We start from the raw sequence: 14,293 nt of genomic DNA, 5'->3' as shown, positions 1-14,293 counted from the left end.
TCGGGGGGTGCCTCAGCCTCCCGGGCCGGACCCGGTCCCGTCGTCGCGCGCCACACGGCTGCCCGTCCGCACGCCCCAGCGCTCGAAGCTGCCCCGCGGCGCCTCGAGCACGTCGACCGCGCCCCGGCGCGGGGGGACGAGCCCGAAAGGCCGCAGCACGTGCACCGCGACCACGATGCCGTCGGCGTCGAGCTGCGCGACGTCGAGCGCCTGCGTCATCCCCATGCCGTGCACGGAGGCCTCGCCGACGAACCACATGGCCTCGGGCAGGCGGCGTCGGCCGAGCATGCCGCGCGCGCGTCGCGCCCAGGTGTCGGCCAGCATCAGGTTGGCGACGTCGCGACCGTCGACCAGGAGTCGTCCCACGGGCACAGTGTGCCCGTCCAGCCACAGGACGCGGCACGCGCACGGGATGACCCGGACGTTATCCTCCGGACTCCTCCCTGTCGTCCCGGCGGGGCACGGGTCCGGACGGGTGAGCGCGACCACCCCGACGTGCTCGGCACGAGGTCGTGGGGCACTCTCGACGTGCCGCACCCCCGAAGACGGCGATCGAGCAGAGCGAGGAGAGTGCACGTGACGGTCCTGGCGTTGGCCCCTGCGAGTCAGGTGCCCGAGGGGACGGTCCTCGCGGCACCCGACGCCGAGTCCGTCGTGGCGCGCCTGCTGGAGCTGGGTGACGCCGAGAACGTGCTGGTCGTCGCCACCGACCGGCCCGGTCTCGAGGCCGCCCGCGCCGCACGGCTCGTGCTCGGTGGTGAGCGCCTCGGTCTGCTGCACCACCCGGTGCCCCCGACGGCGTCGTTCGTCGCGCTGGCGGCGCTGCGGATGCTGCCGCCCGTCGCGCTCGGCCTGGCGCCCGCGCTGCTCGCCGCCGTCACGCACGACTCGCGGACCGCGGCGCTCGTCTCGTCCGTCTCCGCGCTCGACAAGCCCCGGCCGACGATGTCCCTCGACCTCGCCAGCCGCCTGCCCGGTTCGGTGTTCCGGGTCGACTGGACCGCGCAGACCGTGACGCGCTCCGACGCGATCGACCTGCCCGTGGGCATCGCGGCGGTCACGACCGCCTCCGAGCGTCCGGTGCGCGACGTCGACGCCGCTGCCTGGGGCCCGACGCAGATCCAGCTCGACACCGACGGCGCCTTCTGGGGCGCCAAGCGGTGGTTCGAGGCCACGGTGCTGCTGCGCCCGCTCGAGGAGACCGTCGGCGCGCTCGTCCGTCCGGACGTCGTCGCCGCCGCGCACCGCTGCGCCTCGTGCGGCCGGCACGTCGCCGGCGACCTGTGCGTCTTCTGCCAGATCCCGGTGCTCTCCGGCGCCGCTCCCGTCCACTCAGGAGGACATGTATGAACCCGCGCCAGCGGCGAGGGGCTCTCCTGCTCGTCATCACGGCTCTCGGTGCCATCGCGGTGTTCTTCGCGGTCGTCGTGTACGTCGGTGACGTCAGCTCGCGCGTCGGACCGATGACGCAGGCCCTGCAGCTCAACCGGGCCGTCGACGCGTTCGAGCCCGTCGAGCCCGACATGTTCGACGTCGTGGAGGTGCCGCAGCGCTGGCTGCCGAGCACCGCCGTCGGCGACGTCGCGCAGACCAGCGGGCTCGTGGCGGCCGCGGCGCTGCCCGAGGGCGTCATGCTCCAGGAGGGCATGCTGGTGCCGCGCCCCGGCGTGCAGCCGGGCTACCGGGAGGTCGCGATCGTCGTCGACGCCGAGACCGGTGTGGCCGGCAAGGTCGCGCCCGGTGACCACGTCGACATCGTCGCCACGATCGCCGGCGACGACGACGTGCCCGCGCGGTCCGAGATCTGGGTGTCCAACGTCCTCGTGCTCGAGGTCGGCCTCCCGCGCGAGGTGGAGTCCTCCGACGCGAACGGCAACTTCGGCAACACGCAGGGGGTCCCCGTGACGTTCGCGCTCACCTCGCAGGACGCGCTGCGTCTCGCGTACGTCGAGAGCTTCTCCGTCAAGCTCCGGCTCGCCCTGCGCGGCGACGGCGACGACGCCGTCCTGTCCGACGACCAGCTCGTTTTCCAGGTGGGGTGACGGCGATGTCGACGAAGGTCCTGCTCGCCTCCGGGGACGAACGCACCCTCGAGCGCTACACCCAGATCCTGGCCGAGGCCGAGGGCATCACCCTCGCCCAGGTCGTCCGCGACGCGTCGGCGATCCCCGACGCCCTGCTGCGCTTCCCCGACGTCGACGTGCTGGTGATCGACGACCAGCTCGACGGCGGGCGCGGGCTCGTCGTCGCGCGCTCGACCGGTGCGGCGAACCCGCTGCTCGGGCTGGTCATGCTCGTGGACCAGACCGGTCCCGACCAGCTCGCCGCGGCGATGGACTCGGGCGCGCGGTCCGTGATCTCGCGGGCGTCCAGCCTCGCGGAGGTCGTGGCGCGCCTCGAGGCCGTCGCGCAGTGGGTCGGTGCGGCACGCAGCGCGATCTCGTCCGACGCGACCGGCGGACGCGGCGGGACCGTCATCGCCGTCGCGGGCGCCAAGGGTGGCGTGGGGACGTCCGTCCTGAGCCTGCTGCTCGCGCAGTCGTACGCCGGGTCCCGCACCGTCGGGGTCCTGGACTTCGACCTGCAGTCCGGCGACCTGGCTGCCTACCTCGGCGTGCACACGCGGCGCTCGGTCGTGGACCTCGTCGACATCGCGGGGGAGATGACGGGACGCATCCTGCGCGAGACGTCGTACGACGTGCCGGGCGGGATCCGGCTCCTGTCGGCCCCGAACGACGGCGAGCGCGAGGAGGAGATGACCGCGCGCGCCGCGCGCGCCATCATCAACGCGCTGCGCTTCCAGTTCGACGTGTCGGTCATCGACGTCGGGTCGCACCTGACCGAGGCCACGGCCGCCGTGCTCGAGGAGGCCGACACGACGCTCCTCGTCGTGACGCCCGACCTGCCCGCGCTGCGCTCGGCGCGCCGCACGCTCGCGATGTGGGAGCGGCTGGTCGTCCGGCAGCGGTCGGCCGTCCAGGTCGTCCTCAACCGCCAGAACCGGCGCAACGAGGTGACGGAGCAGCTCGCCGCCAAGATCGTCGAGACGCCCATCCACGCGGTCGTCCCCGACGGCGGGACGGCGTTCGAGTCCGCCATGAACACGGCGACCGTCACGCAGGCGTCCGGGCCGGCGCACGTGGCCGCCGGGCGCCTGGGCGCCCGCCTGCTCGAGCGTGCGGGCGACGCCGGGACGGTTGACGAGGCCGTCGACGAGGCCCTCGCCGAGGCGCGCAGCGGCGGGCGTCGTGCCCGCCGCGGGGACGCGGGCCAGGCGGCCATCGACCTCCCGATCGCGTTCGCCGTCGCGCTGCTCGTGCTGCTCGCGTGCTTCCAGGGCCTGGCGTGGGGTGCCGGGCACCTGGTGGCGCGCAACGCCGCGCACGAGGCGGCACGGACCGCCGGGCTGCTCCCGTGGGGGCCCTCGGCGCAGGACCAGGCGCGTCACGACGGCTTCGACCGCCTCGGCGCGCCGTGGCGCGACGGTGCCGTGGTGGCCGTCGGCGAGCACGACGTGCGCGTGAGCGTCGGCACGCCCAGTCTCGTGCCGGGCCTCGACATGTCCGCGTCCGTGAGCGTTCCCGTGCAGCGGGAACGCTGATGGGCGCCCGCGAGGTCACCACCCGCCCCCGGGACGCGGGGCTGACGTCGATCGAGCTCGTCAGCTACGTGTTCGTGCTCGCCATGATCGCGCTCGTGTGCGTGCAGGGGGTGTTCCTCACGCAGGTCACCTCCGCCGCGCAGCAGGCCGCCCGTGACGGTGCGCGCGCCGCGTCGCTCGGCCGCGACGTGGACCACGAGGTGCGCCGCGCCCTGCCCCACTGGGCCACCGTCGAGTCGATCTCGCTCACCACGCCGTCCGACGCGTACCGCGTGGAGGTGCGGGTCCGCGTGCCGGTGCTGCTGCGCGGGGTCACGTCGTCGAGCTTCGTCGTGACGCGCGACGCCATCCTGCCGAGGGGCTGACCCATGGGACTGCTCGACCGCATCCAGCAGACCGACTCCCGGTCCGACGAGCCCGACCTCGTCTCCCACTACCGTGACCGGCTGCTCGAGGAGATCGACCTCGACGAGCTCTCGCGGCTCAAGCCCACGCAGCGCCGCGCGCGCCTCGAGCGCATCCTGTCGACGCTGCTGTCCGCCGACGGCCCCGTCCTCGCCTCGCGCGACCGGTCGGTGCTGATCCAGCGCGTCGTCGACGACGCGCTCGGGCTCGGCGTCCTGGAGCCGCTGCTCGCGGACGAGTCCGTCACCGAGATCATGGTGAACGGGCCGCGCGACGTCTTCGTCGAGCGGCTCGGACGCGTGCAGCGCGTCGCCACGACCTTCGCGTCGGAGGAGCAGCTGTACCAGACGATCGACCGCATCGTCTCGACCGTGAACCGCCGCGTCGACGAGTCGTCGCCGATGGTGGACGCGCGCCTGCCCACCGGTGAGCGCGTCAACGTCATCATCCCGCCGCTCGCGCTCGACGGGCCGTCGCTGACGATCCGACGCTTCCCGCGGCCCTACCGCCTCGGCGAGCTCGTCGAGAAGGGCAGCCTCGACGTGCGCGCGGCGACCCTGCTGGGTGCGTGCGTGCGCGGCAAGCTCAACGTGATGATCGCCGGCGGTACCGGCACCGGGAAGACGACCTTCCTCAACGCGCTGTCGGGGCTCATCCCCGCGCACGAGCGGATCGTGACGATCGAGGACGCGGCCGAGCTGTCGCTGCAGCAGGAGCACGTGGTCCGCCTCGAGTCGCGGCCCGCGAACGTCGAGGGCAAGGGCCAGGTGACGATCCGCGACCTCGTGCGCAACTCGCTGCGCATGCGGCCCGACCGCATCGTCGTCGGCGAGGTCCGCGGCGGTGAGACGCTCGACATGCTGCAGGCCATGAACACCGGCCACGAGGGGTCGCTCGCGACCGTGCACGCGAACAGCGCGCTGGACGCCATGGGTCGTCTCGAGACGCTGGCGACGATGAGCGAGCTCGAGCTGCCGGTCGCGACGCTGCGCGACCAGATCAACTCGGCGATCGACGTGATCGTGCACCTCGAGCGCGGGGCCGACGGCACGCGGCGCGTCCGCGAGGTCGCGGCCCTCGTCTCGCGGCGCCGCGAGGACTACCAGCTGGCACCCCTGATGACGTTCGAGCCGGACCCCGTGGGCCCGGACCGCAAGGTCACCGGGCGCTTCGTCATCCACCCCATGCCGGAGGACCTGCGCCTGCGGCTGCAGCGCGCGGGCGAGACCCTCGCCCCGCACGAGCCGAGCGGCATCGCACCATGAGTCCGATCATCATCGCCGCGCTGCTCTTCGTGACGCTGGTGCTGCTGGTCGTCACGGTGTCGGTCCTGCAGGAGGACGCCGCGCACCGCCGGCGGCTGCTGTCGGCCGTCGAGGCGTCCGACTCCACGCGCAGCGGGCCGTTCGACCGGATCGACGCCGCGCTGCGCACGACCAGACCGGGCATGCGCTTCTCGTCGCTGCTGGCGGGCTCGGGCCTGGGCGCGCGGTCGCCGTCGCTGGTGCTGCTGCTCGTGGGCGCCTCCGCGCTGGCCGCGGCGCTGCTCGTGCTGCCGGTCGCCGGTCGCGTCGCGGCCGTGCTCGCCGGCGGGCTCGTCGTGGTCGCGTTCCGCCGCTGGCTCGAGCAGCGACGTCAGGCACGTGTCGAGAAGTTCATCGGGCAGCTGCCGGAGATGGCGCGGCTCCTCGCGAATGGCGCGCAGGCCGGTCTGGGCGTCCGCCGCTCGATCGAGCTCGCCGCGCGGGAGATGGACGAGCCGGCGAGCAGCGAGCTGCAGCAGGTCGCCTCCGAGCTGGCCATCGGGCAGAGCCTCCAGGGCGCCCTCGGCCACCTCGCGGAGCGCCTGCCGTCGCGCGAGCTGGTCGTCCTCGTCCAGACCCTCGTCATCCAGGCCAAGGCCGGCGGTGCGCTCGTCTCGGCGCTGCAGAACATCGCGACGACCCTGGACGAGCGGCGTCAGCTGCGGCGCGAGATCACGACCGCGACCGCGGGCGCGACCTTCTCCGGGTACGCGGTGGCGGGCATCGGCGCGTTCGCCGTCGTGGTGATGAACATGCTGCAGCCGGGGGCGCTGGACACCATGCTCCGCACCCTGCCCGGGCAGATCACGGTCGTGCTGGCCGCCATCATGTTCGCCGTCGGCTTCGTCCTGATCCGGCAGATCACGAAGGTCAAGCTCTGATGGGCCTCCTGCTGGCCCTCGCGGCCGCCGTGCTCACGGTGGTGGGCATCTCCGGCCTGCGCATGCTCCGGACGACGGGGCTCGAGGACGTCGAGGAGCAGATGCGCACCGCCGTGGCGGTCGAGCGCGAGAAGGGCCTCGGCCCGCTGCTCGACCGGCTCGGCACGCGGTTCCTCGGCCTCACGATGCGGCTCTACGGCTCGGTGCGGCTCCGCCGGCTCGAGGAGGCCATCCGGCGGGCCGGACGGCCCGACGGTGTGACGCTCACGGTGTACCTGCGGCGCCAGGCGGCGTTCGTGGTCATCGGCGTCGCCGTGCTGGTGCTGTTCGCGATCCTCGGGCAGCCGCTGATCGGGGTCATGATGTTCGGCCTGCTCGCGGGGTGGATGCGGCTGTGGCTGACGACGGCCGGCTCGCGCCGCCAGGCGCAGATCGAGTCCGAGCTGCCGGACTTCCTCGACGTGCTGGGCGTGACCGTGAAGGCGGGTCTCGGCTTCCGGCAGGCCGTCGAGCGCGTGTGCGAGTTCCACGACGGGCCCCTCGCGCAGGAGATGCGGACGTCGCTGCAGGAGATGAGCGTCGGCGTGAGCCGTCGCCAGGCGTTCGTGGCCATGCGCGAGCGGACGCGGTCGGAGGGTGTGGCCGCGTTCGTCACGGCGCTGCTGCAGGCCGAGGAGCTCGGCGTGCCGCTCGCGAGCGCGCTCGACGACATCGCGTCCGACGTCCGCAAGGACCATGCGCAGCGCGTCCGCCAGGCCGCGGCGAAGGCGGCACCCAAGGTCTCGCTGGTCGTGACGATGACCATCGTGCCGGGCGCGCTGCTGCTCATCGTCGCGTCCGTGCTCCTGGCGAACATGGACACCTTCCGTGACATCCTCTGACGGCTCGCCGGCGGCCACCACCGACCGTGCCGACCACCTGGCGATCGGGCGGGTCGTCCGGCTCCTGAGCGAGGTCCGCCTCGCGGTCCTCGTCGTGTGCATCGTCTCGGGCGTCGTCAAGGGCGGCATCGGCCTGCTCGGTGCCGGGATCGCCGTCCTGGCGATGCTGTTCTCGGTGATGCCCGCCCGCTCGTGGGAGCAGCGCGGGGAGCTGTTCTCGCGGTCGGGCATCCTGCTCGCCTGCGACCTGGTCGTCACCGTGGTGCTGCTCGTGCTGCTGCCCGGCGAGCTGATGATGATCTACGCCGCGGCGACCGTCGCGCTGTTCGCCGCGATCGTCGGGACCCGGCTGGCGCTGTTCATGGCGACGCCCATCGCGATGGCCCTGCTGGGGGCGCAGGGGACGTCGTCGGACGGCCTGAGCTGGCTGGTCGTCGCCACGGGCGCCGTCGGCGTGCTCGCGATGGCGTGGGCGGGCAACGCCCTGGGCGCCGCCCTGCGGGCGCAGGAGGCGGCGGCACGTCGTGCGGCGACCGGCGAGCTGCGCCGCGCCGCCACGCTCGAGCGGGTGCGCATCGCCCGCGAGCTGCACGACACGGTCGCGGGCGACCTGGCCGGTGCCACCATGCTCGGCCGCACCCTCGTCGACCGCTTGGTGCGCGACGGTGCCGACCCGCGCACGCTGACCCTGGCCCGCCGCCTGGCGGAGTCGTGCGCCACCGCGCACACGCACACCCGCGTCGCCCTGGGCGAGCTGCGGCGTGCCGAGATGAGCCCGGTCGAGGAGCTGACCGCGACGGTGGTGGACTGGTCGGAGCGCACGGGCGTGCGCACGTCCGTGCGGGTGGCCCCGGCCGTCGAGGACATCCCCGCCCCCGTGTCGTCCGACCTGCGCGCGATCCTGCTCGAGCTGCTGGAGAACGTCCGCCGGCACGCGGCGGCGCGGCGCGTCGACGTCGTCGTCGAGCTGGCCGGCGACACCGTCCGGCTCGTCGTCGTCGACGACGGCCGGGGGATCCCGGACCTCGAGCACGTCCCCGCGGACGACGCCGGCCACTACGGGCTGCGCGGCATCGACGAGCGCGCGCAGGAGCGCGCGGGTTCCGTACGACGCAGCACGCCGCCCGGCGGCGGGCTGCGGACCGAGGTCGTGCTCCGCACGGACCTCGACGTGGAGGAGGTCGCCCCGGACGGGGCGGTCGGTGCAGAGGTGGAGGTGCCGTGAGGGTCCTGGTGGCAGACGACAACGGTCTCATCCGGCTGGGGGTCCGCGCCGCGCTCGAGGAGCTGCCCGACGTCGAGGAGGTCGTCGAGGCGGCGAACGGCGCGCTCGCGGTCGCGCGGGTGCAGGAGGGCGACGTCGACGTCGTCCTGCTCGACGTCCGGATGCCCGAGCGCGACGGGCTCAGCGCCCTGGTCGACATCGTCCCGCACGCGATCGTGCTGATGCTGACCAACACCGACGACATGGGCTCCGTCGCGGAGGCCATGCGCAACGGCGCGTCCGGCTACATCGTCCACGGGTCCCTCGACCCGCAGGGCATCGGGGCAGCCATCCGCACGTGCCTCGCCGGGGGCCGGGTGATGTCGGGCTTCGAGCCGTGGGCCGCACCCGTGCCCGCCTCGCCCGCGCCGATGTCGGGCGGTCCGGCCGTCCGCTCCGGGCTGTCGGAGCGCGAGGCGGAGATCATGGACGTCGTCAGCCAGGGGCTCACGAACACCCAGATCGCCCGCCAGCTGTTCCTCAGCGAGAAGACGGTCAAGAACCACATCAACCGGATCTTCTCGAAGCTGGGGGTGACCAACCGCGCGCAGGCCATCGCCATGTGGCTCGGCACTGGGCCCGCGGGCCCAGCGAGGATTGGGACCGGGATGGGTCCTGGGCCGGTCGCTGGGCAGGTGCCCCGTCCGTAGCGTTGTCCACGTCAAGCCGACCAGCCGGGGCGCAGAGCCCCTCCTCCCAAGGAGAGCCATCGTGGACAACATCACCCGTCACGCCCTTGCCGCCCGCATCGCTGTCGCCGGCGCAGTCACCGGCCTGTTCGACAAGGTCCGCAACGACGACCGCGGCCAGGGCTCGGTCGAGTACGTCGGTATCATCGTCGCCGTCGTGATCATCGTCGGCCTCGTCATCGCCGCCGCGACGTCCTCGGACCTCGGCACCACGCTGATCAACCGCATCAAGACCGCGATCTCCACCATCTGACCTGGCGTCGCACCCCGCAGCGCGGGGGACGACGACACCACGGTGACCGGGCCGGGCGCCACCAGAGCGCCCGGCCCGGTCCCATCTCCACCCGAAGGAGCCCGAGTGCACCGCGTGACCCTGCCGGCCCTCACCGCCGTCCTCGCACTGTTCCTCGTCGGCTGCACGGGTGACGACCCCGGTCCGGCCCCCTCGACGACGGGGACGGGCGCGACGCCCACGGCGTCGAGCGACGTGGCGGACGGTGCGGTGACCCGCGAGGTCGAGGTGTCGGGTGCACCGGTCGAGCTGACGGTGCACCCGCTGCAGGTCGCCGACGGGACCGCGCTCCTGACGGTCGACTACGCGATGCGCGACGACGCCCCCGCGGGTGCCAACGTCACGCTCAACATGCTCCTGTCGAGCGGTGCCGGGATCTCGGACGTCGGCGGGATCCGGCTCGTGGACCTCGACGGGTCGAAGGTCTGGCTGTCGGGCAACGACGCCGGCGCGTTCCCGCGCGTCGAGCCCGCCGTCCTCATGCCCGGGACGACGCACCGCACCGAGTCGTTCTTCGCCGACCCGGGTGTCGAGAGCGTCGACGTCCTCTTCCCGTTCTTCGGCCTGGTCACCGACGTCCCGGTGGTGGACGCCGCGCCGGACGCGACGACGCCGCAGGACGTCGGTCTGACGGCCGGCGCCGACTACCCGACGCACACGCTGGACGCGTTCACCGTCGCCTTCGACGACAGCGCCACCACCTCCGTCGAGGGATCCGAGACGACGGTCACGCTCGCGTCCGACGTCCTGTTCGCCACCGACGAGTTCGTCCTCACGCCCGACGCCGCCGCCCGCGTCGACGCGGCGGCCGCGCAGATCGCCCAGGCCGCCCAGGCCGGTGAGGTGCGGGTCGTGGGCCACACCGACGACGCCGCCTCGGACGCGTACAACCTCGACCTGTCGCAGAAGCGCGCGACCTCGGTCGCCGAGCGGCTCGGCGCCGCGCTGGGTGCGGGCTTCACGATGGCCACCGAGGGCAAAGGCGAGACCGAGCCGATCGCGGCCGGCGCGAGCCCCGAGGCCCGGGCCGCGAACCGGCGGGTCGAGATCCGCTTCACGGCGACGTCCCCGGCGGACGCGCTGGTCGGTGCCGGCTCCACGGCACCGCCGCCGGAGCCGACCGGCGCCACGGGCACCGGGCACGACGCCGTCGCGGTCACCGTGCGTGACGTGACGTTCGACGCCGCCGTCGAGTCCGTCGTGCGTCGCGACGGCCACCTCGTCGGGACGATCCTCCTCACGCGCACCTCCGCCGGCGGTGGCGGTGTCGACGGGGTCCTGGGCTCGGCCGTGACCGGTCGTGCCGCCGCGCGCGGCCTGTCGCTCTACTCGACCGTCGCCGGCGCCAACGCCGCGACGCTGCTGGGCGAGGGCATGCGCGTCTACCCCATGGACTACGTCGTGGTGCCCGCCGCCGACGGCAAGCCCGACCAGCGCGCGATCCTCGCCGACCAGTTCCTCAAGGGCCGGCTCGAGCAGGGCCAGTCCCTCGCCGTCACGGTCGTGTGGCCCGACACCGGCCAGGACACCGTGTCCCTGGACGTCCCCGACGTCCTGCGCATCACCGACATCCCCGTCGAGGACTGACCACCGCGCCCCGCACCACGGGCGCCCAGCAAGGAGAACCCATGAACGGGACCGGCCACCGGGTCGACGGACGCGCCGTCGTGCTGTTCGTCCTGCTCGACCTGCTGACGTACGCGCTGCTCTACTGGCTCGTCATGCCGGCGTTCGCCGAGGTCCTGCTCGCCCTGGACCCCACGACGTCCGTCGCGATCGGCTGGGTGCTCTCGGCGGTGCGTCTCGTGCTCGTCGGCGTGGTCGTGGCGCGGTCGTACCGCCGCCGGCACGGGTTCGAGGCCCGCTCCGAGCTGCTGCCGACGGCCGTCGTCGCGGGTGTCACGGCGTGGTCGGCCCAGCTGCTGCTCGGCGTGCTGGCGAGTGTCATCGTGGGTGTCGCCCCGGGGTCGTGGGCGATGCTGCGCGACCTCGCGGTGTGGGTCGGGTTCGCGGTCGTCGCGACGCTGTTCGTGCAGCCGGGGCCCGCCGAGACCATGCCGTTGCGCTTCCGCCAGGCGCTGGGCTCGGACCGCGGCGCCGTGAACGTCATGCTGGTGCCGGCCGTCGTCGCGGTGGTCGTCGGCGCGCTCCTGCTCATCGGGATGGTCGGCTCGGCGGCGAACGACGAGCGCGAGGCGCGCACGGCCGCCGACGCGGCTGCGCTGGCGGCCGTCGACCGCTGGCGGCTCGACCTGCGGTCCGCCTTCGACGCCGCGACCGGCTCGTCCGACGCCGCCGACTTCTGGGCCTTCGCGGGTACCGACCTCGGCTCGCTGGCGTCCGGCGGCATGACGTCGGCGGCCGACCGGTACGCGCAGGCCAACGACGCCGAGCTCGTCTCGTTCGACGTCGACCCCGCGAACGCGCGCGTGACCGTCCGGGTCCGGCACCTCGACACGGTGCCCGAGACGACGACCCGCAAGGAGTCGGTCGCGACCGCCGAGCTCGTGCTGCGCAGCGGCGTGTGCCGTTCGGGCAGCAGGCTGGGGTTCCTCGTCGGCGGCACCTGCCGCACGAGCGCACCGCCACCGCCGCCCGTGCCGTCGCCCACCCCCGAGCCGACGCCGTCGCCGGGGGAGCCGACGCCCAGCCCGACACCGCCCCCGCCGCCCCCGCCCTTCGCGCCGCCCTCGGGCATCGGCGTGTTCCGCGTGGACACCCGGCTGGCGACGTCGTGACCCCACCCGGACGGCCGTCGCCCGTGCGGGTGACGGCGGTCCGGCTCGGGACGGGGCCGGTAGGCCCCAGGGCCTCACCCGGTTGCCGGTGCAGGTCCGGACAAGGTTCACGGGCCCACGCCCCCACGTGCGGGCGAGCCCTAGCGTGACGTCCAGGTCGATCGTACGGAGGTGGGGACATGTCGAGATGGAGATCGCGGGTCGTCCGCGGCGCGTCGGGGGATGACGGTGCAGCCACCGTCGAGTACCTCGGCGTGGTCCTGGTGGTGATCGCGATCATCAGCTCGATCGTCGTCGGTGCCACACCGGTCGGCCAGGTGATCGCCGCGCGGCTGTGCGAGGCGTTCGGCTCCACCTGCGGCGGCCCGTCCGGCCCCGTCGACGCCGACGGCGACCGCATCCCGGAGGACGCCTGCACCGTCCGCACCGACACCGAGCAGGTGAACGGCAAGGTCTCGATCGCGTTCATCGACCTCGGCACCGAGGGCACGATGGTCGTCGAGAAGATGAGCGACGGCACGTACCGGGTCACCGTCAGCGGCGAGGGCGGCATCGACGCCGTGCTCTCGGCCGGCGAGGCCAAGGGCGGTCTGCAGATCGGCGACTACGGCGGCTCCCTGGAGCTGTCGGCGTCCGTCTCCGCGGGGCTGTTCGCCGGCGTGGGCCTGCAGTACGACTTCGACAGCAAGGGCGACGTCGACGACTTCGTCAACCACGTGCACCGCGAGCTCGTGAAGTCCGGCGCCAAGGGCGTCCTCGGCTCGAGCAACCCGGCCATCGGGATCGGCGTCGACGTCGGCGGGTGGCTCATCGACAAGGTCACCGGCTACGACTACAAGCCGCCGAGCAGCCCCAACTCGACCTACTACGAGGGCGGCGTCTCGGGCAACGCGAGCGCGTCGGCCGGGGGCATCCTCGCGGGCGGCTCGGGTTCCGTGGACATCAGCAACGCCATGGGCTTCGAGGTCGACCACAAGACGCAGGACGTGACCGTCTACAACCGGGTCACGCTGGACGCGGAGGCGGCCGTGCAGCTCGGCCTGTCCTCCTCGGACGGCAACTGGGGCCAGGGCGCCGGGGGCAGCGCGGGCATCGAGATGGTCGTCTCCACGACCGTCGACAAGTCCGGCAATGTCACCGGGGTGTCGTTCGACGGCGCGGCCACGGCCGAGGGTGCCATGGCGCTCACGCAGCTGGCCGGCTTCCCGCTCGACGGGTCGGGCGGCAAGGGCGTGCAGATGTCGGCGTCGTTCGACGTCACGGACGCCAACCGCTCGCAGGTGCTCGCGGCGCTCGGTGGGCTGGGCGTCATGTCGGTGGCCACCGGCGGCGCCGTGAGCCCGCAGGTCGCGATCCCGGCGATCCTCATGGAGGCACGCCGCAGCGGTGACATCACGGCCCAGCTGCTGGACGTGAGCAACCAGAACCTCGTCGACGCCGCGCTGTCGCTCAAGGCGCCCGCGATCGGTGGCCTAGGCTTCGAGCTCGGCGCGTCGACGTCGTCGTCGAAGAGCACCGACGCGTTCTACCTGGGGAGCAGCGGATGGAAGGACTGGGCGGCGTGCGCAGCATGACGAGGAGGCGGGGCCGGCTGGCCGGTGCCGCGGTCGTGGCGGGGCTCCTGCTCGTGGGCTGCGGCTCGGGCGGGGGTGACACCACGCCGACGGCGGCCGCGCCGCAGGGGGACGAGGTGATCGAGCCCGTCGCGGAGCTCGCGGGCGCCGAGCGGACGTCGTTCGACGGCGTCTCGCTCCTGGTCCCGCAGGGCGTCGAGGCGGTCGAGCGCGAGCTGTCCGAGACCACGCGCCAGATCACGCTCGTCGAGGACGGTGCCGAGCGCGCGATGGTCGTGCTCACGGTGACCGACGAGGACGTCGACGACGCGGCCGTCGCGGCGTCGGCGCAGGCCGCGCGTGCGCAGGTCGTCGGGTCGGGCGCGTTCGCCGAGGAGAGCACGACCACCGCGTCGTGGGAGGGCTTCGGGCTCGCGCACGTGCTGCGCGGCACGCTGGACCTCGAGGGTGACGAGCGCGACGTGACGATGGTGACGACGCGCGACGCCGACGGGACGCGGATCGTCGCGGTCTCGGCGGAGGCGGCCGCCGGTGAGCTCGACGGGTCGACGGCCGACGAGGTGCTGCGGTCCGTCCGCGTCGAGGGATGAGGACCGCGCCCGGCCCCCGCCACCGGGGGCCCGGCGTGGCCGTCACCGCCGCGCACGGCGTCACGGTCCCCGTG

Annotated in this window: 15 protein-coding genes; 14 read left to right on the top strand and 1 reads right to left on the bottom strand. The window is 73.7% G+C overall.

Translation table 11 applies throughout. The features are described 5' to 3' along the window. Window positions 1-12 precede the first annotated feature (12 nt). The gene (locus KKR89_RS12760; RefSeq protein WP_208195680.1) at window positions 13-366 is read right to left on the bottom strand and encodes a DUF192 domain-containing protein; all 354 of its coding nucleotides are present in this window, start codon (window positions 364-366) and stop codon (window positions 13-15) included. A 225-nt stretch (window positions 367-591) separates the two neighbouring features. Here KKR89_RS12760 and KKR89_RS12755 point away from each other — a divergent pair, with 225 nt between their 5' ends. From KKR89_RS12755 to KKR89_RS12690, 14 genes are all read left to right on the top strand, one after another. Next, the gene (locus KKR89_RS12755; RefSeq protein WP_208195679.1) at window positions 592-1,350 is read left to right on the top strand and encodes a hypothetical protein; all 759 of its coding nucleotides are present in this window, start codon (window positions 592-594) and stop codon (window positions 1,348-1,350) included. Next, entirely contained in the window at window positions 1,347-2,042 is a 696-nt protein-coding gene (gene cpaB / locus KKR89_RS12750) for a Flp pilus assembly protein CpaB (protein WP_208195678.1), read from the top strand. The genes KKR89_RS12755 and cpaB overlap by 4 nt, the downstream gene beginning before the upstream one ends. Window positions 2,043-2,047: 5 nt before the next feature. Then, the gene (locus KKR89_RS12745; RefSeq protein ID WP_208195677.1) at window positions 2,048-3,601 is read left to right on the top strand and encodes an AAA family ATPase; all 1,554 of its coding nucleotides are present in this window, start codon (window positions 2,048-2,050) and stop codon (window positions 3,599-3,601) included. Next, complete coding sequence (locus KKR89_RS12740) at window positions 3,601-3,966, top strand: hypothetical protein (RefSeq protein WP_208195676.1); 366 nt, start codon at window positions 3,601-3,603, stop codon at window positions 3,964-3,966. Before KKR89_RS12745 ends, KKR89_RS12740 begins: the two co-directional genes overlap by 1 nt. A gap of 3 nt (window positions 3,967-3,969) precedes the next feature. Next, window positions 3,970-5,271 carry a CpaF family protein gene (locus KKR89_RS12735; protein ID WP_208195675.1) on the top strand — a complete coding sequence of 434 codons (1,302 nt, stop codon included), beginning with the start codon at window positions 3,970-3,972 and terminating at the stop codon, window positions 5,269-5,271. Next, on the top strand, window positions 5,268-6,191 hold the full coding sequence (locus KKR89_RS12730; protein WP_208195674.1) for a type II secretion system F family protein: 924 nt from the start codon (window positions 5,268-5,270) through the stop codon (window positions 6,189-6,191). Before KKR89_RS12735 ends, KKR89_RS12730 begins: the two co-directional genes overlap by 4 nt. Further along, window positions 6,191-7,072: a type II secretion system F family protein gene (locus KKR89_RS12725; protein WP_208195673.1), complete on the top strand. Its 882-nt coding sequence runs from the start codon at window positions 6,191-6,193 to the stop codon at window positions 7,070-7,072. Before KKR89_RS12730 ends, KKR89_RS12725 begins: the two co-directional genes overlap by 1 nt. Beyond that, on the top strand, window positions 7,059-8,297 hold the full coding sequence (locus KKR89_RS12720; protein WP_208195672.1) for a sensor histidine kinase: 1,239 nt from the start codon (window positions 7,059-7,061) through the stop codon (window positions 8,295-8,297). Before KKR89_RS12725 ends, KKR89_RS12720 begins: the two co-directional genes overlap by 14 nt. Further along, complete coding sequence (locus KKR89_RS12715) at window positions 8,294-8,986, top strand: response regulator transcription factor (protein ID WP_208195671.1); 693 nt, start codon at window positions 8,294-8,296, stop codon at window positions 8,984-8,986. The genes KKR89_RS12720 and KKR89_RS12715 overlap by 4 nt, the downstream gene beginning before the upstream one ends. Window positions 8,987-9,047: 61 nt before the next feature. Further along, window positions 9,048-9,278 carry a hypothetical protein gene (locus KKR89_RS12710; RefSeq protein ID WP_208195670.1) on the top strand — a complete coding sequence of 77 codons (231 nt, stop codon included), beginning with the start codon at window positions 9,048-9,050 and terminating at the stop codon, window positions 9,276-9,278. A gap of 105 nt (window positions 9,279-9,383) precedes the next feature. Then, a complete protein-coding gene (locus KKR89_RS12705) occupies window positions 9,384-10,904 on the top strand; it encodes an OmpA family protein (RefSeq protein ID WP_208195669.1) in 1,521 nt (506 codons plus the stop codon). A gap of 41 nt (window positions 10,905-10,945) precedes the next feature. After that, complete coding sequence (locus KKR89_RS12700) at window positions 10,946-12,055, top strand: hypothetical protein (RefSeq protein ID WP_208195668.1); 1,110 nt, start codon at window positions 10,946-10,948, stop codon at window positions 12,053-12,055. A 179-nt stretch (window positions 12,056-12,234) separates the two neighbouring features. Beyond that, window positions 12,235-13,629: a hypothetical protein gene (locus KKR89_RS12695; RefSeq protein ID WP_208195667.1), complete on the top strand. Its 1,395-nt coding sequence runs from the start codon at window positions 12,235-12,237 to the stop codon at window positions 13,627-13,629. After that, on the top strand, window positions 13,626-14,219 hold the full coding sequence (locus tag KKR89_RS12690) for a hypothetical protein (protein WP_208195666.1): 594 nt from the start codon (window positions 13,626-13,628) through the stop codon (window positions 14,217-14,219). Before KKR89_RS12695 ends, KKR89_RS12690 begins: the two co-directional genes overlap by 4 nt. Window positions 14,220-14,293 lie beyond the last annotated feature (74 nt).

This window comes from Cellulomonas dongxiuzhuiae (genome assembly GCF_018623035.1).
Lineage (GTDB): Bacteria > Actinomycetota > Actinomycetes > Actinomycetales > Cellulomonadaceae > Cellulomonas > Cellulomonas dongxiuzhuiae.
The sequence above is the reverse complement of the archived record's forward strand: the minus strand, read 5'-3'. Positions and strand labels throughout refer to the sequence as shown.